Genomic DNA, 19,426 nt, shown 5'->3' with positions numbered 1-19,426 from the left:
GAACGGCCCGGCCGGCGCGGCTGCGCCGGAACGGGGCCGGTCGAGTGTATCACCGGGCCGCATCGCGCGACGCCAGGTCGCGCGGGGGTCTGCTGGCGCGCGCATTCAGCCTTCGAAGTCGAGGCCGCCGAGCCGCACGAGCGGGTCGGCCTGCGTGCGCGACGCGAGATCGATGTCGCGTGCGCTTTGCCATGCGCTCAGCTTTTTCGGCAACGCGGCGAGATAGTGCTCGAAGCGCTGCGGGCCGTCCGGCTCCATCAGCCGCTCGATTTCGTCGGTGTCCCAGGTCAGTTCCAGGTTCAGCGGATACACGAAGCCGCTCACGTGCTCGTGCGGCGCGCTGCGGATCTGCACGCGCGTCGGGTGCCCGTGCCCGCCATAGGGGACGACGTCGGTCTGAACGTGATCGGCGAAGAATGCGGCGATCGCCTGCGCGATGCGCGGTGCGAATTCGGTATCGAAACGGCGGGCGGTTTCGGGCTGCATGAAGGCGTCTCCTGTCTGCCGAAAATCGTAGCACGGCGACGACGCGTTTCGGCGCGAGCGATACCGGTAATCGCGCGTTACCACTTGCTGCATCTATTACGGCCGCGTCCCGCCACAATGCATCGCATCCAGTACCACTTCGCGTGGGAGTCCATCATGAAAAAGATTGCCGCAGTGTGTGTCCTTGCCGGTTCGCTCGCGGTCGCGGGCCCGGCGTCCGCGCACGGCCGCGATGGCGGCGCCGTCATCGGCGCATTGATCGGCGGCGCGGTGCTCGGCGCGATCGTGACGTCCGCGATGAATCCGCCCGTCGCGTATCAGGCGCCCGCGTACCAGGCGCCGGCCTATCAGCCGCCGACGTACTACCAGGCGCCCGCGTACCAGCAGCCTGCCTACCCGACCTATCAGCAGGTGCAGTACCAGGACGACGGCCCGAACTATTGCTACGACCGTTACCAGCGCGCGTACGTGTGCGGGGCGCCGGTGCAGGGCGGCTACGCGCGGCCTGCCGGCTGGTGAGCGCGCGCGGGTTTCGGGCCGGTTGGCCGTTACCCGTCGATGCTCGCTTCGCCGGGCCGGACGACGAAAGGCCCTCGCTCGATGCGAGGGCCTTTGTCTTTTTGTGCGGCCGGTTCGTTGGCCGGAGCGATGCGCCGCCGGCCTTCGGCGCGCCGTGCGCGGATACAAACGGTTGCAATTGCGCGTCAGTGGCGATGACCGCCGCCACCGCCGCCTTCGTTCCAGTCGCCGCGGTGTCCGCCGCCGCGGCCCCAGCCGTTGCCGCGGTTGCCGCGATCGCCGCGATCGCCGTCCCAGCGATGGTAGTCGCGGCGGCCGCGATCCCAGTCGCGTCCGCCGCCACCGCCCCAGATATTGACCGTGCCGTACACGGGGGACGGCGCGTACGCATAGCCGGGATCGGAATAGTAAGGCTGCCCGTAGCCGTATCCGGCGTCCGGGGCGACGACGCAGCCGGCCAGCAGGGTGGCGACGCCGGCGGCAGCAATGAGCTTCAGCATGATGTTCTCCGTTGGTTCCGCTATAAGTACCGCGCCCGGGGATTGCCGGCTGTTTGCAATTGTGTCGCCAAATTACAGCATCGTAAGGTCGTGTGACGAAAGTGTTAGCATCGGGGGCTCATTTGTTTTTCAGGAGCACATCAATGAAATTCGCGATCCGGGCCGCGCTGGCCGCCTTCTGCGTGACAACCGCCGCCGCATGCGCGGCCGCGCCGGCTTCCGCGCCCGCCGTGTCGGCCGAGTCGATCAAGATGTTTCCGCAGGCGGCGACCGGCCAGCAGCGCGTCGTGATCGCGCTGCCCGCGCTCGAGAACGAGGGCGACGCGCGCGTCGAGCTGATGATCGGCAAGACGCTGCAGACCGACTGCAACCAGCAGTGGTTCGGCGGCGAGCTGACTGCCGAGGACGTGAAGGGCTGGGGCTATACGTACTACCGGCTCACCGACGTGAAGGGGCCGGCGTCGACACTGATGGCGTGCCCGGGCCAGGCGCCGCAGCAACGGTTCGTGCAGGTGCGCAGTGACGGTCAACTGCTGCGCTACAACAGCCGCCTGCCGCTCGTCGTCTATGTACCGGACGGTTTCGACGTGCGCTATCGCGTGTGGCATGCGTCGAAAGACGTGCAGCAAGCGGCGAAGCAGTAATCTTTCCTTTCGGCGGTGTCCTGCCGCTACCTATACACCGGCCGCGCTGCTCGTGCCGACGAGCGCCGGCCATGCGGCCAGCGCGGCCTGTGCGACGGCCTCCAGATCGCGGCGGCTCGCGCCGTCGCGCGCCTGGATCGACATGCCCTGCTGAACCGTCACGTAGTAGCGCGCGATCGCGTCGAGGTTCGCGTGCGTTGATATTTCGCCTGCCGCGACGCCTTGCACGAGGCGTTCCCGCAGCGCGTCGACCGTGCCCTCGCGCATCGCGATCAACGTTTGCCGGACCATATCGGAACGTTCGGCCGGATGCAGCGCCGACAGCACGATCAGGCAGCCGGCCGGCTTCGAGCGCCGCGTGAACACGCGTGCGGTATCCATCAGGTAACTCTGCACGGCGTCGCGCGCGCTGGCCGCCCGTTCGACACCGCCCCAGATTTCTCGCCCCTCGGTTGCGCGGTAATGCTCGAGCGCTTGCCGGAACAACGCTTCCTTGCTGCCGAAGGCCGCATACAGGCTCGGCGACGCGATGCCCATCGCGGCCGTCAGGTCCGTCATCGACGCGCCTTCGTAGCCGAGACGCCAGAACACCTCCATCGCGCGATCCAGCGCCGCTTCCTTGTCGAAGCTTCTCGGTCGGCCTCGTTCAGCCATTGCGTCCGTTCCTTCGTCGATATCTGTATCGATCGATAAAATAAATCAATTGACTGTGCGGCGCAACTTCCCACATTCTGTGTCGGTTGTTACATAAATGAGGAAAGGAACCGACATGAATCGACTTCAGGGCAAGCGTGCACTCATCACGGGCGGCAGCCGCGGCATCGGCGCGGCGATCGCGAAACGGCTGGCGGCTGACGGCGCGGACGTGGCGATCACGTATGAAAAATCGGCCGAGCGGGCGCAGGCCGTCGTCGCCGGCATCGAGGCGTTGGGCCGTCGCGCCATCGCGATCCAGGCCGACAGCGCGGATCCGGTGGCCGTGCGCAACGCGGTCGATCGTGCCGCGGAGACGTTCGGCGGCCTGGACATTCTCGTCAACAACGCGGGGATTTTCCGGGCCGGCGCGCTGGACGACCTCACGCTCGACGATATCGACGCGACGCTGAACGTGAACGTGCGCGCGGTGATCGTCGCGTCGCAGGCGGCGGCGCGGCATCTCGCGGAAGGCGGGCGCATCGTGTCGACCGGCAGTTGCCTCGCGACACGCGTGCCTGATGCGGGGATGAGCCTCTATGCGGCGAGCAAGGCCGCACTCATCGGCTGGACGCAGGGGCTCGCGCGCGATCTCGGCTCGCGCGGCATCACGGTCAACATCGTGCATCCGGGTTCCACCGATACCGATATGAACCCCGCCGATGGCGAGCATGCCGATGCGCAACGTTCGCGGATGGCGATTCAGCAGTACGGCAAGGCCGACGACGTGGCTGCGCTCGTGGCGTTCGTCGTCGGGCCGGAAGGGCGGTCGATCAATGGGACCGGGTTGACGATCGACGGCGGCGCGAACGCGTAAAGACCGATGCCCGGCGTGAGTAGGCCGGGTAACGGTGCGCTCGTTGTTCGTCGTGGTTCGTTATTGGCAGCCGAGGCGCACGTGCTCGGCTTCCAGGTCGGCCCGTTTGTCGTACGCGTGCAGTTCGTTGCGCGGCTTGCCGTCCGGGCCCATGCCGCGCACGACTCGGTGGCCGCGGTCGGGCGAGTGCGTGAGCGCATCGATGCCGGCGGCCAGTTCCCGGCACCGCGCGTCGGGAGAGGTGCTTTCCGGGCGAGGGGCTGCCGAGGCAGTGACGTTGGCGATGCCCGGGCTGACGTAGCGTTGCTTGGCAGGCGCCGTGCCGGTGTCGGCGGCGTTGGCCGTGGCGGTTATCGCTGAAAGCGCGGCGAGCGCCGCGATCGTTCGAATCATTCGAGAAGTCCGTGTGCTGAACCGAAGAAGGTTCGGAATTCTACGCAATGTTCGCTGCATGTCCTCGGAGAATGGACGAGGTGCGATCGCGTGTCGCACGTCACGGTGAACGGTCGACTACCCATCTTCGTGTGCTGCGCCGCATGCGCGGCAATATCCCCCAGACAGCAAAAAGCCCGCTTGCTTTCGCAAAGCGGGCTTCGGCATTTGGTTGCGGGGGTAGGATTTGAACCTACGACCTTCGGGTTATGAGCCCGACGAGCTGCCAGACTGCTCCACCCCGCGGCGCGAAGTGTACTTCGGGTTGAGGCTTAGAGTCAATCGATTCGTGCGGCGGCAGTCCCGGTGCCATATCGGGCCTGTTCCTTGAAGCCACTGCAACGCAGTGAAGCCGACGCGTATAGCCGGAAATTTTCCACATTCGCCACAATATTCGCGCGCCTGAAACGTCTTCAGACGCATGGAACCGCCACCCACTTCGCAAACGATGACCGACCCAGACCGCGACATCACCGCGACAGTGATGCGTGAACGAACGAGGCTAGGGAATTTCATTCGGCGTCGGATTCGCGACCCGGACGATGCCGAGGACGTTCTGCAGGATGTGCTTCACGAATTCGTGCAGGCTTATCGGCTTCCGGCGCCAATCGAACAGGCGAGCGCGTGGCTGTTCCGTACCGCGCGTAATCGCATCATCGATCGTTTTCGCAAGAGGAAGGAGCAGCCGCTGGCCGATCTGCTCGATGCCGACGACGACGCGGACAGCGAGTATCGCCTGGATCTCGCGCTACCGTCGCACGATGCTGGTCCTGAAGCGCTCTACGCTCGCACGCTGTTGCTCAAGGCGTTGCAGGATGCGCTCGACGAACTGCCGGCGAATCAACGCGAGGTTTTTATCGCGCACGAACTGGAAGGGCGGTCCTTCAAGGAGATGGCCGCGGAAAGCGGCGTCACGCTCAATACGCTGCTCGCGCGCAAACGATATGCGGTTCTGCATCTGCGTGCGCGACTGCAACCGATTTATGACGAACTGGATATCTAGAGGAGTCGACGGATGAATTTTCGAATCAGATGTGCGGGCAAGGCGCTGCTCGTGGTGGTCGCCATCGGCGTGCTCGGGTGGGTCGTCATGATGCTGTGGAACTGGGTGATGCCGGGGTTATTCGTCGGTGCCCGGACGATTGATTTCGCCCATGCGCTGGGGCTACTTGTATTGAGCCGCATCCTGTTCGGCGGATTCCGCGGACACCGCGGCTGGCACGGCCGGCGTCACTGGCGGAAGTGGGACGCCATGACGCCCGAAGAACGCGAGCAATTCCGGGCCGCATGGCGATCGCGCGGCAAGCGGCCTACCGAGGAGTGATCATGCGCGAGAAATCAACAGTCGACTGCAAGCAGAAGGCGGGCGTGATTGCGCCGGTCGTCAATCTGAAACGTTGCGAAGGGAAGGGGGATTGCGTGACCGTTTGCCCTGAAGACGTGTTCGAGATCCGTCGCATCGATCAGGCCGATTATCTCGATCTTGGTTTGATGCATCGGTTGAAGCTGCGCGTGCATGGGATGAAAGTCGCGTATACGCCGAATGCGGACGCGTGCCGGTCCTGCGGGCGTTGCGTGACAGCGTGTCCTGAGCGCGCAATCACGCTTGCGCGACGGGCATAGCGTCGCTCGTGCTTGCCGATGATGGAGCGGCGCAGCAGCAGGCCTGATGGCAGATGGCTGCTGCCGGATACGCCGTCTACGTGATCAAACTCATCAAGGAACGCACTTGGTTTCTACCACCAACGCTCTTTTGCAACGGCTTCATGAAGAAAGCCGGAGCGAAATCATTGCCCGCGCTCGAGCGCAGTTCCAAGGGCCGAACGAGGCGTTTCCGACACTCGTCGACGAATACGAAGCACTCGCGCCGAGGCTGCGTGGGCGTTTTCTCGAAACGTTCGGCCTGTTCACCGAAGATTTCGAGTCATCGGCAGGCAGTGCTTTATCGTTGGCCGTGTCGGCGGAAACGGGAAGGTTCCTGCGCAACATGGTGCTGGCGCAACGGCCGACCAGAATCCTCGAACTCGGCAGTTCCTGCGGCGTGTCGACTTTGTATTTCGCCGACGCGCTGCGTACGTTCGGCCGTGGCGTCGTCATCGCGACCGAAGGCGATGCGCTCAAGTGCACGCGTTTGCGGGCTCACGTCGAAGCAGCGGGCCTGGACGACTATGTCGACTTGCGCGAGGGCGATGTATTCGACACGGTTGCCGAACTGGACGGGACTGTCGACATGGTGTTTATCGACGTCTGGGCCGACGCCTATCTGAAGCTGTTCAAGCAGATCGAGCGCCTGCTGCGACCGGGATCGGTCGTGCTGGCCGACAACATGTACACGGCCGAGGACGCCGTTCGACCGTATAAGCACTACCTCGACGAGGATCCGCGGTTTTCGACCACGACGCTGGATTTTGAGTCGGGGGTGGAGTTTACGGTTGTTGTTGCGCAAGGGGGCTGGTGAATCCGGGAGCATAGAGCTGGACCCGTCCCCGAACATGCCCTACAGCACGACGGCCTTTCCGTGTAGCCAGTATATTTCGCGATAAGCTACGGCAGTCAAGATCCGATACGGGGGGCGACGGCCATGTCGATTCTCGTGGGTACGGCTTCGTGGACCGACAAGACGCTGATCGAGTCGCGTGCCTTTTATCCTCCCGGTTGCAGTAGCGCCGAGGCGCGCCTGCGCTACTACGCCAGCGTTTTCCCGGTGGTCGAGGTCGATTCGTCTTACTACGCGATGCCGAGCGCCAGCAACAGCGCGCTGTGGGTCGAACGCACGCCGCCGGGATTCGTCTTCGACATGAAGGCGTTCCGACTCTTCACCGGCCACCAGACCGAGCCAAAGTTCTTCCCGAAGGATCTGCAGGGCGAACTTCCGAGCACGGGAAAAAAGAACCTGTACTACAAGGATGTGCCGCCGTCGATCATTGAGGAACTGTGGTCGCGCTTCTTCGAAGCACTGCGCCCGCTATACGAGGCGGGCAAGCTCGGGGCGGTGCTGTTCCAGTTCCCTCACTGGGTGACCGCGGCGCCGAAGTCCCTCGCGCACGTCGAGCACTGTGCGGAGCGCATGCAACCGCTGCTGACTGCGTTCGAGTTTCGGCATGAGAGCTGGTTCGACGACAAGCACCGTGCGTCGACGCTTGCAATGGAGCGCGCGCGCGGAATCGTGCATGTCATCGTCGATGCGCCGGAAGGCGTGACGAAGCGTGTGCATTCGGTGTGGGAGGTGACGTCACCCGACCTCGCGATCGTGCGGCTGCATGGCCGCAATGCGTCGACCTGGAGCGGGTCGGCGTCGGTGGCCGAGCGGTTCAACTATGAGTACAGCGAGGACGAATTGCGTGACCTCGCTCGACCGATCATGGAAGTGGCGGGGCGCGCGGCATACACGCATGTCATGTTCAATAACTGCTACCGCGACGTCGCGCAGCGTAATGCCGGAACGATGAGGCGTCTGGTCGAGACCATCGCATCATGATGCATATTGATTCACACGTTTTGTCGGAGGCCGGGGCGACGGTCGTTGCCCGTTCGATCTCTGCGCCAATAAGTGCGTCAAGCCGAGCGGTGTCACCTTGCAACTCGCGTAGGCGTCGGTACCCGTCTTCAAGGAAGTAATCGGTTACCCCGATGACTGCAACCCCCTTCTCGATGGCCTTCAGGAAGAGCGTCTTTGCATAAGCATCGAAGTCACTACCGAAACCGTTATTGAGGGCGGAGAACGGTGTGTGAACTTGCAAATCCCACACGCGCCACTCCGCACCCCGTGGAAACGGGATCCCCATGGCCTCCTCCGGCGATTCGTTGTTGCGTTTTGAATATCTTGGCAGGTGGTTGTCCCACGCTGCCTGGTCTTTGGTGACGCCAATGATACCGGTGGAGCAGCAGCTGTGCACATGACTACTCGGTGCGCGTCACGATGGGATGTCGGCCAGCGTTTGCCTCACTTCTGCCTATCGACCGGACGTCACGCAAAGGGTTGTGCTCCTGATTTTTTGATATCTGACCGCCCTTCGGCGATTAGATTCGGCGCTATCCGTATGTCAGTGATAGGCGCGCGAAATAGAACTCCATAAAAATCAGTCTCGATTCGCCTCGATAATCTGGTCCAGCGCATTGGCATCGTCGGTAGGCTCCTCCGTACCCCGAAAAATGCAAACCTCCGTATGCCCGTCTCGGAACACGTCTATTTCGACTCGCATCCCAACCACGGTAACCGAGACCAAGACCGTATCGGGTCGATTGCGGCTCAGGGTGTAGTGAATTTTCGCGGAGTCGAGCCGGTCGAGCAGATGAAACAGTGTATTGGTGGTCATATCGGGTACCTATTTCTTGAATCGATTATCGTTGAGCAACTTGAGCGCCTTACGCGCCTCTTTGATACCGTCGCTCGCGTCGCCTTGAATCTCGTTGAGCGTCGAATTCAAATACTGCCCCGGAAACTCGCGGAGCACTGAGCCCTTGCATTCGGCTTTGATGATGTCGCAGGCCATCATATCGCCTCGGTCGATTCCTGCTACTTGAACCGCGTCGCCCAAGGTGTCCGCTGAATAATCGAACGGAGACGCGTCACTGAGTGAGGCGGAGTCAGTGAAATTCGCACCTCCTGCGAATTTAGCGGCACCGCCAGCGCCGCCGATTCCGACAACGCTTTGCAGATAGCTCATCAGTTCGCCAGCGGACACGTCGCTAGGCGTGGCCCAAGAAGGTAGTGGCTTATCTATCGGTAGTCCAGCCGACGCCGGCACGCTGGCGAGCCTACTAGCCTTGGGGAAAGGCGGGGTTGAGGGCGAACCTCCAGCCGCCCCGCCATGGGCCGTCGGACGATCGATTGATACGGACACTCTCCCGTCCTCTATGGCGGATCGGAGCGCGGCTACGGGATCGCCGGAGAGTGACCCGGCTAGTCCCAAATCTCGGAGATAGCCAACGGCCCCTGTCAGTAGTCCCGAGTATTTCGGCCAATGGAGCATCAATTCTGAGACGGCTGCCCGCTGTTCCGCGGATCGACTTACTCCACCGTTGTTAGACAACGTGGCTCGCTTCCCAGACCCTATATCGATAGTCACTGACGCCATGCGACATGCTCTCCGATTCCGATCGATATACATCATACGATACCCGGAGGGGTCACCCTTTTGGCTTCGTGGAACAGGAGGTGAGTGGAAGCAATCGCTGCTACGCCAAATTTACGCCAAACTCGGTGAAGAGATTTGTCGCGTAAGGCTGGGATGGGGTATCGCTGGTCCCCCCGACAGGAATCGAACCTGTATCTAGCGCTTAGGAGGCGCTTGTTCTATCCATTGAACTACGGGGAGAGCCATATCCGGGCAATCGCGCGAAAAACCGCGAGCCGGACGGCGGTGTGGACAGCGCGCAGAGTATAGCAAACGCGCGGCGCGTCGGCGGGGCGGAATGCACCCGCGACGCGCGTATCGCGAGATCACCCGCGACCGAAACAGAAACTCAGAAATCGACGACGACGAAATCTTCCTTGCCCACGTCGCACAGCGGGCAGCGCCAGTCCGCGGGAATGTCGGCGAAACGCGTGCCGGCCGGAATGCCTTCGTCGGGCAGCCCTTCCGCTTCGTTGTAGACCCACCCGCAAATCAGGCAGACCCAGCTCTGGTATTCGGTTACTTCGCTCATGTTGCGCTCGGGATAAAGAAAATTCGGCGATGCCGTCCGCAGCCTCGCTGGCGGACGAAAGGCGCAATGTTACCGGAATTTCGTCGAACGCCAGCGCAACGTCGTTTTAAACGTACGCATCGCGAACAACGCAACTGAAACACGCCCGCTGTTCGTGCGGTGTATGCTTCCGAGGCTGTCCAATCATAAGGAGAATGCGATGCTGAACAGAAAGTGGATCGCAGGTGCGGTATGCGTCGCGGCGATGGCCGTGTCGACGATCGCGCGGGCCGAGGCGCGCGTGTATTTCGAAGCGCCGAGCGACGGTGCGACGGTGTCGAATCCGGTGCATGTGAAGTTCGGTCTCGAAGGCATGGCGCTGAAGCCGGCCGGCGACATGACGCCGGATACCGGTCACCATCACCTGCTGATCGACGGCCGGCCGATTCCGAAAGGCGACGTGATCCCGGCGAGCGAACGTTCGCTGCATTTCGGCAAGGCCCAGACCGAGACCGACGTGAAGCTGCCGCCCGGCCAGCACACGCTGACGCTGCAATTCGGTGACGGCGCGCACCGTTCGTACGGTCCCGAACTGAGCTCGACGATCACGGTCAACGTGAAATAACCGTGCATCCCGCGCTGGCGCGCGATGCGCCGCGGGGGATCTGCCGATCGGCCGGCCCCTGGCATCCGGCCCGCATCCGCGTGCTCATGCGGGCACGCAAACCGTAGCCGGCATCCGAAAACCGGAGGTCGGCCACACCGCCCACGATACCGCGTCGGCGCCCATCGGAAACGCCCCGCGGCACTCGTCCATCCAGCCGAGCCGATGCCGGCCTCCGCGCCCGGTACAATGGGCGCTTCCGATTTCTCTCTTCGCCGTCTCCCCATGTCGCTCTATTCCATTACCGGCGCGCAGCTCGCGTTCGGTCACGTCGCGTTGCTCGATCACGCGGATTTCTCGCTGGAAGCCGGCGAGCGGGTCGGCCTGATCGGCCGCAACGGCGCGGGCAAGTCGTCGCTGCTGAAGATCGTCGCCGATCTCGCGAAGCCCGACGACGGGCTGGTCACGCGCCAGCAGGAGCTCGTGACCGTCTACGTGCCGCAGGAGCCCGAATTCGAGCCAGGCGCGACGGTGTTCGACGCGGTCGCGTCGGGGCTCGGGCATACGCGCGAACTGCTCGAAGAATACGATTCGATCGCGCACCGCCTCGCGGAGATACCGGAGGGCGCCGAGCACGATGCGCTGCTCGCGCGGATGAACGCGCTGCAGTCGTCGCTCGATGCGCACGACGCGTGGAACTGGCGTACGCGCGTGTCGATGACGCTCGCGCAAATCGGCCTGACGGACGGCGACGCAAGCGTCGACGCGCTGTCGGGCGGGATGCAGAAGCGCGTCGCACTGGCGCGCGCACTGGTGCTGCAGCCCGACGTGCTGCTGCTCGACGAACCGACCAACCACCTCGACTTCGACGGCATCCGCTGGCTCGAGGAGCTGCTCGTCGCGCAGCGCGCGGGCCTGCTGTTCATCACCCACGATCGCGCGTTTCTCGATCGCGTCGCGACGCGCATCGTCGAGCTCGATCGCGGCCGGCTGCTGTCGTACCCGGGCAATTTCTCCGCGTACCAGACGCGCAAGGCGCAGCAGCTCGAAGTCGAGCGCGTGGAGAACGAGAAGTTCGACAAGCTGCTCGCGCAGGAAGAAGTGTGGATCCGCAAGGGCGTCGAGGCGCGCCGCACGCGCAGCGTCGGTCGCATCGCGCGGCTCGTGCAGATGCGCAACGAGCGCGCGGAGCGCCGCAATGCGCAGGGCAACGTGAAGCTCGACGTCGCGCAGGGCGAAAAGTCCGGCAAGATCGTCGCGGAGCTGACCGACGTGACGAAGCGCTACGGCGGCCGCACGGTGGTCGACCGCTTCTCGACGACGGTCATGCGCGGCGACAAGATCGGCTTCGTCGGCCCGAACGGCGCCGGCAAGACGACGTTGCTGAAGCTGATTCTCGGCGACCTGAAGCCCGACGAAGGCACGGTGCGCACCGGTACGAACCTGCAGGTCGCGTATTTCGACCAGATGCGCGCGCAGCTCGACCAGGAGAAGAGCCTGGCCGACACGATCAGCCCCGGCAGCGAATGGGTCGAGATCGGCGGCGTGCGCAAGCACGTGATGAGCTATCTCGGCGATTTCCTGTTCGCGCCGGAACGCGCGCGTTCGCCGGTGAAGTCGCTGTCGGGCGGCGAGCGTAACCGGCTGCTGCTCGCGCGCCTGTTCGCGCGCCCGGCCAACGTGCTGGTGCTCGACGAACCGACCAACGACCTCGACATCCCGACGCTCGAACTCCTCGAAGAACTGCTGGCCGACTACGACGGCACGGTGCTGCTGGTCAGCCACGATCGCGCGTTCCTCGACAACGTCGTGACGTCGGTGATCGCGGCCGAGGGCGACGGCAAGTGGCGCGAATACGTCGGCGGCTTCACCGACTGGCAGATCCAGAGCGAGCGCTCGGAGCAGCTCGCGCAGCAGGAAGCGGCGAAGCGCGCGGTCAAGGAGGCGGCGCCCGCGAAGGACGAACCGGCGAAGAGCGCGGCCGGCCGCAACGCGCAGCGCACGGTGAAGCTGTCGTTCAACGAGCAGCGCGAGCTCGATTCGCTGCCGGAGAAGATCGCCGCGCTCGAAGCGGAGCAGAAGACGATCAATGCGCAGCTCGAGGACGGCGCGATTTTCGCGAAGGATCCGCAGGAAGGCACGCGCCTGACCGAGCGGTTCGCGGCGATCGACGACGAACTGCTCGCCGCGCTCGAACGGTGGGAAACGCTCGAGGCGAAGCGCAAGCCGGTGTGACGCGCGCGGTGCGCGCCGATCCCGCGATTGGCGCGCCACGCGGAACCAGTAAAATACCGCGCGTCCAGGGTCGCGCCGCACACGCCGCGCGCCCGCTTTCGGAGCAGTCCAAGCACACCGTTGTTTCGATTCGCTTTTTTACGGAACTCAACGTTTTGTCCACGACGTTATCCACACGAGGTGTGGACAACGTCCCGATGAATGACGAAATTCAGCGCCTATGTCAACGAAGAAACCCAGCGCGGCCTATAGCGAAGCATCGATCAAGGTGCTCAAGGGTCTCGAGCCGGTCAAGCAGCGGCCCGGCATGTATACCCGTACCGAGAATCCGCTGCACATCATCCAGGAAGTCATCGACAACGCGTCCGACGAGGCGCTCGGCGGCTACGGCAAGCAGATCACGGTCACGCTGCACGCCGACCAGTCGGTCTCCGTCGAAGACGACGGCCGCGGCATCCCGTTCGGCATGCACCCCGAAGAGGGCGTACCGGTCGTCGAGATCGTGTTCACGCGCCTGCACGCGGGCGGCAAGTTCGACAAGGCCGCGGGCGGCGCGTATACGTTCTCGGGCGGCCTGCACGGGGTCGGCGTGTCGGTGACGAACGCGCTGGCGACGCGTCTCGACGTGACGGTATGGCGCGACGGCAAGATCGCCGAACTCGGCTTCGCCGACGGCGACGTCGTGAAGCCGCTGTCCACGCAAGGCGCGGGCCGCGGCGAGAAGAAATCCGGCACGCGCGTGCAGGTGTGGCCGAATCCGAAATACTTCGATTCGCCGAACCTGCCGCTCGGCGAGTTGCAGCGCCTGCTGCGCTCGAAGGCCGTGCTGCTGCCGGGCGTCGAGGTCGTGCTCGTCAACGAAAAGACCGGCGAGCGCCAGACGTGGAAGTATGAAGACGGCCTGCGCGGCTACCTGCTCGACGAAATGAACGGCAGCGAGCTGCTGATCCCGCTGTTCGAAGGCGAGCGTTTCGCCGATGCGCGTTCGACCGACGAAACCTTCGCCGAAGGCGAGGGCGCATCGTGGGTCGTCGCATGGAGCGAGGAAGGCTCGCTCGTGCGCGAGTCGTACGTGAACCTGATCCCCACGCCGGCCGGCGGCACGCACGAGTCGGGCCTGCGCGACGGTCTCTACCAGGCGGTGAAGAGCTTCGTCGAACTGCACAACCTGCAGCCGAAGGGCGTGAAGCTGCTCGCGGAAGACGTGTTCGCGCGCGTGTCGTTCGTGCTGTCCGCGAAGGTGCTCGATCCGCAGTTCCAGGGGCAGATCAAGGAACGGCTGAACAGCCGCGACGCGGTGAAGCTCGTGTCGTCGTTCTCGCGTCCGGCGCTCGAACTGTGGCTGAACCAGCACGTCGAGCACGGCAAGAAGCTCGCCGAACTCGTGATCAAGCAGGCGCAGGCGCGTACGCGCGCCGGCCAGAAGGTCGAGAAGCGCAAGAGCTCGGGCGTCGCGGTGCTGCCGGGCAAGCTGACCGATTGCGAGACGGAAGACATCGCGCGCAACGAACTGTTCCTCGTCGAGGGCGACTCGGCGGGCGGCTCCGCGAAGATGGGCCGCGACAAGGAATACCAGGCGATCCTGCCGCTGCGCGGCAAGGTGCTGAACACATGGGAAACCGAGCGCGATCGTCTCTTCGCGAACAACGAGGTGCACGACATCTCGGTCGCGATCGGCGTCGATCCGCACAGCCCGGACGATACCGTCGACGTGTCGAACCTGCGCTACGGCAAGATCTGCATCCTGTCGGACGCGGACGTCGACGGCTCGCACATCCAGGTGCTGCTGCTCACGCTGTTCTTCAAGCATTTCCCGCAACTGATCGAGCGCGGCCACGTGTACGTCGCGCGCCCGCCGCTGTTCCGCGTCGACGCGCCGGCGCGCGGCAAGAAGCCCGCGCAGAAGCTCTATGCGCTCGACGACGGCGAGCTCGAAGCGATCCTCGACAAGCTGCGCAAGGACGGCGTGCGCGACACGCAGTGGAGCATCAGCCGCTTCAAGGGCCTCGGCGAAATGAGCGCCGAGCAGTTGTGGGACACGACGATGAATCCCGACACGCGCCGCCTGATGCCGGTGAAGCTCGGCGAGCTCGACTACGAGGCGACCGTCGCCCGGATGACGATGCTGATGGGCAAGGGCGAGGCAGCCGCGCGGCGCGGCTGGCTCGAGGAAAAGGGCAACGACGTCGAAGCGGATATTTAAGCGTTAAGCGGAGCTTCCGCGCGGCCGGGCATGACGCCCGGCCCGGCCTCACGCCACTTACGAATACGGAATTCAGATGGACGACAATACTTCCGATCTCTTTGCCAGCCCCGACGCGCCCGAGAGCGACGCGCTGACGCTCGGCAACTACGCGGAGCAGGCGTATCTCAGCTACGCGGTCAGCGTCGTGAAGAGCCGCGCGCTGCCCGACGTGTGCGACGGCCAGAAGCCGGTGCAGCGCCGGATCCTGTTCGCGATGAACGAAATGGGCCTCGGCCCCGACGCGAAGCCGGTGAAGTCGGCGCGCGTGGTCGGCGACGTGCTCGGTAAATACCACCCGCACGGCGACCAGTCGGCGTACGACGCGCTCGTGCGTCTCGCGCAGGATTTCTCGCTGCGCTACCCGCTGATCGACGGGCAGGGCAACTTCGGTTCGCGCGACGGCGACGGCGCGGCGGCGATGCGTTACACGGAAGCGCGGCTCACGCCGATCGCGAAGCTGCTGCTCGACGAGATCGACCAGGGCACGGTCGACTTCATGCCGAACTACGACGGCTCGTTCGAGGAGCCGAAGACGCTGCCGAGCCGCATGCCGTTCGTGCTGCTGAACGGCGCGTCGGGCATCGCGGTCGGCCTCGCCACCGAAATCCCGTCGCACAACCTGCGCGAAGTCGCGGCCGCGGCGGTCGCGTTGATCCGCAATCCGAAGCTCACGCACGCGGAGCTGATGAACCTGATCCCCGGCCCGGATTTCCCGGGCGGCGGCCAGATCATCTCGAGCGACGCCGAAATCGCGGCGGCCTATGAAACCGGCCGCGGCAGCCTGAAGGTGCGCGCGCGCTGGAAGATCGAGGATCTCGCGCGCGGCCAGTGGCAACTTGTCGTCACCGAGCTGCCGCCGAGCACGTCGGGCCAGAAGGTGCTCGAGGAAATCGAGGAGCTGACCAACCCGAAGCTCAAGCTCGGCAAGAAGACGCTCACGCCCGAACAACTCAACACGAAGAAGGCGATGCTCGACCTGCTCGACGCGGTGCGCGACGAGTCGGGCAAGGAAGCGGCGGTGCGGCTCGTGTTCGAGCCGAAGTCGCGCACGATCGACCAGACGGAATTCGTGAACACGCTGCTCGCGTACACGAGCCTCGAATCGAACGCGACGCTGAACCTCGTGATGATCGGCGCCGACGGCCGGCCGGGCCAGAAGGGCCTGCTGACGATCCTCGACGAATGGGTGAAGTTCCGCCAGCTGACGATGACGCGCCGGTGTCGCCATCGTCTCGCGAAGGTCGACGACCGCATCCACATCCTCGAAGGGCGGATGATCGTCTTCCTGAACATCGACGACGTGATCCGCATCATCCGCGAGTCGGACGAGCCGAAGGCCGCGCTGATGAGCGCGTTCGGCCTCAGCGAGCGGCAGGCCGAGGACATCCTCGAAATCCGGCTGCGCCAGCTCGCGCGGCTCGAGAAGATCAAGATCGAGAAGGAACTCGAAGCGCTGCGCGACGAGAAGGCGAAGCTCGAGGACCTGCTCGCGAACGAAAGCGCGATGAAGCGGCTGATGATCAAGGAGATCGAGGCCGACGCGAAGCAGTACGGCGACGATCGCCGCACGCTGATCCAGCAGGAAAAGCGCGCGACGTTCGAGGCGAAGGTGGTCGACGAGCCGGTGACGGTGGTCGTATCGCAGAAGGGCTGGGTGCGCGCGCTGAAGGGTCACGGGCTCGACCCGGCCGGCTTCACGTTCAAGGCGGGCGACCATCTCTACGCGGCGTTCCAGTGCCGCACGCCGGATCGCCTGATCGCGTGGGGCAGCAGCGGCCGCGTGTATTCGGTCGACGTGTCGGTGCTGCCGGGCGGGCGCGGCGACGGCGTGCCGGTCACGTCGCTGATCGAGCTCGAATCGGGCTCGCACCTGATGCACTACTACGCGGCGCCGGCCGACCAGCAACTGCTGCTCGCGTCGAGCAACGGCTTCGGCTTCCTCGCGAAGGTCGGCGACATGGTGAGCCGCCTGAAGGCCGGCAAGTCGTTCATGACGATCGATACGGGCGCGGTGCCGCTCGCGCCGATGCCGGTGCTGCCGAACGCGACGCAGGTCGCGTGTCTGTCGAGCGGCGGGCGCTTGCTCGTGTTCGGGATGGACGAGATGAAGACGCTGTCCGGCGGCGGGCGCGGCGTGATCCTGATGGCGCTCGACGACAAGGAAACGCTCGTGCAGGCGCTGGCGATCGATCCGGCCGGCGTCGTGCTGATCGGCACCGGCCGCGGCGGCAAGGTGCAGGACGACACGCTGTCGTATGCCGGGCTCGCGCCGCACATCGGCAAGCGCGCCCGCAAGGGCCGCGCGCCGGACACGAAGCTCAAGGTCGTCACCGAGTTGCGTCCGCTGCTGGGCTGACGCCGCGCGGTCGACCGGACCGTCCGGTTCACCCGGTTCGGCCGCGATCGAAGGCCGCACGTCCGCTTCGGCGGGCGTGCGGCTTTTTCTTTCCGGCGCAGGAATGCGGGTAAGCAAGCGTGGCGCTGTCACGCGGAATTTGCAAAATAGTGTGAAATCGCGTCGAGGGTCCGAACCGCCGCGCGGCTGACGGGTCGAACGTCGCTTGATGCCGCGTGCGACGCGGCCGTTCGCTGCACCCCACTCATCACAGGATTGTCCCCATGTCCCACGCCGTTGCCGTCGCGCTGTTTCTTCACCTGCTGGCCGTCGCCGTGTGGGTGGGCGGGATGGTCTTCGCGCACTTCTGCCTGCGCCCCGCGCTGTCCGACCTGTCGCCGCAGTTGCGGCTGCCGCTGATCGAAGGCGTGTTCGGCCGCTTCTTCAACTGGGTGTCGGGGGCCGTGATCGTGATCCTGCTGTCCGGCGGTTTCCTGCTGATGAGCTTCGGCGGCGCGCACGCGACGTGGTCGCTGCATGCAATGGCCGGGCTCGGCGTCGTGATGATGCTCATCTTCGGGCACATCCGCTTCGCGCTGTTCCCGCGCATTCGCCGTGCGGTGCAGGCGCAGAACTGGCCGGACGGTGCCCGCGCGGTGAATGCGGTGCGCCTGCTGGTCGTCGTGAACCTCGTGCTCGGCGTCGTCACGATCGGCGCGGCCGTGCTGTCGCGCGGTTTCTGACCGGCCGGCGTCAGCCCTTCGCCCTCGGCCGTCGGCCGCACGCCCGGCGGCGCGCGCCGCTATGCGGCCAGCATCGCGTCGAGCAGCCATGAGCCGGCCGGCCCGAGCGGCCGGTTGCGCGACCAGACCGCATCCACCCGTACACGGCGCGGCCAGCCGCGCGCGCGCAGCTCGCACAGGCGGTCGCGCGCGAAGTGCTCGACCATCCAGCGCGGCAGTTCCGCCCAGCCGAACCCGAGTACGGCCATCTCCAGCAGCATCAGGTAGCTCGGCGCCAGCCAGTGCTGCGTGCCGACGACGATCCGGTCGTCGGTGCCGCGACCTTCCGTTTTCACGTAGGTATTGAGGCGCAGTTCGCGCACGTCGCGCAGCGCCGCGTGCGGCACCTCGGCGTCGCCGTATTCGGCGAGCGCGTGCGTGCGGCCGACGAACAGCCCGATCTCCGATTCCTCGGCCACCGTCGCCGCGCCGATATCGGACGGGTAGGCCGCGCGCGCGGCCATCAGCCCGAGTTGCGCGCGACCCTGCTGGATCAGGTCGAGCACGTCGTCGTGCTCGGCGATCTGGCATTCGAGCTCGAGCGCCGGAAAGCGCCGTTCGAGCGCCATCAACGTTTCCTCGTAACGCTTCGACTGGTAGGTATCGGACACGACGAGCGTGAGCCGCGCTTCCTCGCCGTGCGCGAGCCGGGCGGCCGTGCGGTCGATCGCTGCGCTGGCCTCGAGCGCGCGCTGCACCTGCGGCAGCAGCGCACGGCCGGCATCGGTGAGCGTCGGCGTGCGCGTCGAGCGGTCGAACAACTGCACGCCGAGATCGATCTCGAGATTCGCGATCGCTTCCGACACGGTCGACTGACGCTTGCCGAGCTTGCGGGCCGCGGCCGTAAACGAGCCGAGCAGTGCCGCTTCGGCGAATGCGAGCAGCGCTTCCGGGGCGTGGTGCATGCAGGGCTCCTGGTGACTTCATATCGGTAAAACCGATGATATCAAACTGGATTCACACGGTTGCGCCGATCAGAATGGCCAGCATGAATCAAGTCATGCATCGGAGAGCATCATGAAACAGACGAATAAAACGGTGACGGAACGCCTGCTGCACGCGCTGACGTTCGAACTGGTGGCGATCGCGCTGTGCGCGCCGATCGGCGCGTGGCTGCTCGACATGCCGGTGTCGCACGTCGGCGTGCTGACCGTGATGGTGTCGTTGATCGCGATGGCGTGGAACATGACCTTCAACACGCTGTTCGACCGCTTCGAGCGGCGGGCCGGGTGGTCGCGCACGCTCGGCATGCGGATCGCGCACGCGGTGACGTTCGAGCTCGGCCTCGTCGCGATGGTGGTGCCGGTTGCCGCGTGGTGGCTGAACGTGAGCCTCGTCGAGGCGCTGCTGCTCGACCTCGGCATCGTGCTGTTCTTCCTGCCTTACACGTTCTGCTTCAACCTCGCGTACGACGCGCTGCGCGCCCGCTGGATCGCGCGCCGGGTCGCGGTGCAGGCCGGTTGACGGAGTCAGGCCGGCCAGCGCGAGCAGGGCGACGGCCGCCGC

At 65.0% G+C, this 19,426-nt stretch carries 22 protein-coding genes and 2 tRNA genes; 14 read left to right on the top strand and 10 right to left on the bottom strand.

What is annotated here, in order from left to right; translation table 11 throughout:
• Positions 1-105: 105 nt before the first annotated feature.
• Complete coding sequence (locus GJG85_RS12620; protein ID WP_050017467.1) at positions 106-486, bottom strand: DUF5594 family protein; 381 nt, start codon at positions 484-486, stop codon at positions 106-108.
• A 117-nt stretch (positions 487-603) separates the two neighbouring features.
• On the opposite strand from GJG85_RS12620, the gene GJG85_RS12615 reads away from it, so the two are divergent.
• Positions 604-1,005, top strand: coding sequence for a hypothetical protein (locus GJG85_RS12615; protein WP_089488720.1), 402 nt, complete (start codon positions 604-606; stop codon positions 1,003-1,005).
• Between the two features lie 185 nt (positions 1,006-1,190).
• On the opposite strand, the gene GJG85_RS12610 is transcribed toward GJG85_RS12615, so the two are convergent.
• Positions 1,191-1,505, bottom strand: a complete 315-nt coding sequence (locus tag GJG85_RS12610) for a hypothetical protein (RefSeq protein WP_050017469.1) — start codon at positions 1,503-1,505, stop codon at positions 1,191-1,193.
• Between the two features lie 143 nt (positions 1,506-1,648).
• Here GJG85_RS12610 and eco point away from each other — a divergent pair, with 143 nt between their 5' ends.
• Positions 1,649-2,149, top strand: a complete 501-nt coding sequence (gene eco / locus GJG85_RS12605; protein WP_089488719.1) for a serine protease inhibitor ecotin — start codon at positions 1,649-1,651, stop codon at positions 2,147-2,149.
• Positions 2,150-2,179: 30 nt separating this feature from the next.
• Here eco and GJG85_RS12600 read toward each other — a convergent pair whose 3' ends face one another.
• On the bottom strand, positions 2,180-2,803 hold the full coding sequence (locus GJG85_RS12600; protein ID WP_050017471.1) for a TetR/AcrR family transcriptional regulator: 624 nt from the start codon (positions 2,801-2,803) through the stop codon (positions 2,180-2,182).
• A 115-nt stretch (positions 2,804-2,918) separates the two neighbouring features.
• Here GJG85_RS12600 and GJG85_RS12595 point away from each other — a divergent pair, with 115 nt between their 5' ends.
• Positions 2,919-3,659 carry an SDR family NAD(P)-dependent oxidoreductase gene (locus tag GJG85_RS12595; protein WP_050017472.1) on the top strand — a complete coding sequence of 247 codons (741 nt, stop codon included), beginning with the start codon at positions 2,919-2,921 and terminating at the stop codon, positions 3,657-3,659.
• 60 nt (positions 3,660-3,719) lie between these two features.
• On the opposite strand, the gene GJG85_RS12590 is transcribed toward GJG85_RS12595, so the two are convergent.
• Together GJG85_RS12590 and GJG85_RS12585 are read right to left on the bottom strand one after the other, a co-directional pair.
• Positions 3,720-4,052 (bottom strand): hypothetical protein, encoded by a 333-nt coding sequence (locus tag GJG85_RS12590; protein ID WP_050017473.1) that lies wholly within the window; start codon positions 4,050-4,052, stop codon positions 3,720-3,722.
• 208 nt (positions 4,053-4,260) lie between these two features.
• Positions 4,261-4,337 (bottom strand) — tRNA-Met (locus tag GJG85_RS12585).
• A gap of 175 nt (positions 4,338-4,512) precedes the next feature.
• On the opposite strand from GJG85_RS12585, the gene GJG85_RS12580 reads away from it, so the two are divergent.
• The 5 genes from GJG85_RS12580 to GJG85_RS12560 all read left to right on the top strand — a co-directional run bounded on the left by GJG85_RS12580 (position 4,513) and on the right by GJG85_RS12560 (position 7,569).
• Positions 4,513-5,094 (top strand): sigma-70 family RNA polymerase sigma factor, encoded by a 582-nt coding sequence (locus GJG85_RS12580; RefSeq protein ID WP_080334378.1) that lies wholly within the window; start codon positions 4,513-4,515, stop codon positions 5,092-5,094.
• Positions 5,095-5,106: 12 nt separating this feature from the next.
• The gene (locus GJG85_RS12575; protein WP_089488718.1) at positions 5,107-5,415 is read left to right on the top strand and encodes a hypothetical protein; all 309 of its coding nucleotides are present in this window, start codon (positions 5,107-5,109) and stop codon (positions 5,413-5,415) included.
• A gap of 2 nt (positions 5,416-5,417) precedes the next feature.
• On the top strand, positions 5,418-5,714 hold the full coding sequence (locus GJG85_RS12570) for a 4Fe-4S binding protein (protein ID WP_089488717.1): 297 nt from the start codon (positions 5,418-5,420) through the stop codon (positions 5,712-5,714).
• Positions 5,715-5,820: 106 nt separating this feature from the next.
• Positions 5,821-6,549, top strand: a complete 729-nt coding sequence (locus GJG85_RS12565) for a class I SAM-dependent methyltransferase (protein WP_089488716.1) — start codon at positions 5,821-5,823, stop codon at positions 6,547-6,549.
• 123 nt (positions 6,550-6,672) lie between these two features.
• Positions 6,673-7,569 (top strand): DUF72 domain-containing protein, encoded by an 897-nt coding sequence (locus GJG85_RS12560; RefSeq protein ID WP_089488715.1) that lies wholly within the window; start codon positions 6,673-6,675, stop codon positions 7,567-7,569.
• Positions 7,570-8,170: 601 nt separating this feature from the next.
• Here GJG85_RS12560 and GJG85_RS12555 read toward each other — a convergent pair.
• The 4 genes from GJG85_RS12555 to GJG85_RS12540 form a co-directional block, all read right to left on the bottom strand.
• Positions 8,171-8,407: a hypothetical protein gene (locus GJG85_RS12555; RefSeq protein ID WP_089468140.1), complete on the bottom strand. Its 237-nt coding sequence runs from the start codon at positions 8,405-8,407 to the stop codon at positions 8,171-8,173.
• A gap of 9 nt (positions 8,408-8,416) precedes the next feature.
• Positions 8,417-8,758, bottom strand: a complete 342-nt coding sequence (locus GJG85_RS12550; RefSeq protein ID WP_179233142.1) for a hypothetical protein — start codon at positions 8,756-8,758, stop codon at positions 8,417-8,419.
• Positions 8,759-9,334: 576 nt separating this feature from the next.
• Positions 9,335-9,409, bottom strand: a tRNA-Arg gene (locus GJG85_RS12545).
• A 148-nt stretch (positions 9,410-9,557) separates the two neighbouring features.
• Positions 9,558-9,740: a rubredoxin gene (locus GJG85_RS12540; RefSeq protein ID WP_006478164.1), complete on the bottom strand. Its 183-nt coding sequence runs from the start codon at positions 9,738-9,740 to the stop codon at positions 9,558-9,560.
• Positions 9,741-9,939: 199 nt separating this feature from the next.
• Between GJG85_RS12540 and GJG85_RS12535 the strand changes: the two genes are divergently transcribed.
• The 5 genes from GJG85_RS12535 (at position 9,940) to GJG85_RS12515 (ending at position 17,881) form a co-directional block, all read left to right on the top strand.
• Positions 9,940-10,344 (top strand): DUF4399 domain-containing protein, encoded by a 405-nt coding sequence (locus tag GJG85_RS12535; RefSeq protein ID WP_176015629.1) that lies wholly within the window; start codon positions 9,940-9,942, stop codon positions 10,342-10,344.
• A gap of 228 nt (positions 10,345-10,572) precedes the next feature.
• Entirely contained in the window at positions 10,573-12,558 is a 1,986-nt protein-coding gene (locus GJG85_RS12530; RefSeq protein ID WP_175978821.1) for an ATP-binding cassette domain-containing protein, read from the top strand.
• A gap of 220 nt (positions 12,559-12,778) precedes the next feature.
• Entirely contained in the window at positions 12,779-14,761 is a 1,983-nt protein-coding gene (parE, locus tag GJG85_RS12525; protein ID WP_050017499.1) for a DNA topoisomerase IV subunit B, read from the top strand.
• A gap of 76 nt (positions 14,762-14,837) precedes the next feature.
• On the top strand, positions 14,838-17,159 hold the full coding sequence (gene parC, locus GJG85_RS12520) for a DNA topoisomerase IV subunit A (protein WP_089488712.1): 2,322 nt from the start codon (positions 14,838-14,840) through the stop codon (positions 17,157-17,159).
• 263 nt (positions 17,160-17,422) lie between these two features.
• Positions 17,423-17,881, top strand: coding sequence for a CopD family protein (locus tag GJG85_RS12515; protein WP_050017501.1), 459 nt, complete (start codon positions 17,423-17,425; stop codon positions 17,879-17,881).
• A 59-nt stretch (positions 17,882-17,940) separates the two neighbouring features.
• Here the strand turns inward: GJG85_RS12515 and GJG85_RS12510 are convergent, their stop codons facing one another.
• Positions 17,941-18,825, bottom strand: a complete 885-nt coding sequence (locus tag GJG85_RS12510; protein ID WP_204383350.1) for a LysR family transcriptional regulator — start codon at positions 18,823-18,825, stop codon at positions 17,941-17,943.
• Positions 18,826-18,937: 112 nt separating this feature from the next.
• On the opposite strand from GJG85_RS12510, the gene GJG85_RS12505 reads away from it, so the two are divergent.
• Positions 18,938-19,384 carry a multidrug/biocide efflux PACE transporter gene (locus GJG85_RS12505; RefSeq protein WP_050017503.1) on the top strand — a complete coding sequence of 149 codons (447 nt, stop codon included), beginning with the start codon at positions 18,938-18,940 and terminating at the stop codon, positions 19,382-19,384.
• Positions 19,385-19,426 lie beyond the last annotated feature (42 nt).

It is taken from the genome of Burkholderia sp. MS389 (assembly GCF_016899425.1).
GTDB classification, from domain to species: Bacteria; Pseudomonadota; Gammaproteobacteria; order Burkholderiales; family Burkholderiaceae; genus Burkholderia; species Burkholderia sola.
This window is presented reverse-complemented; position numbering and strand designations above follow the sequence as displayed.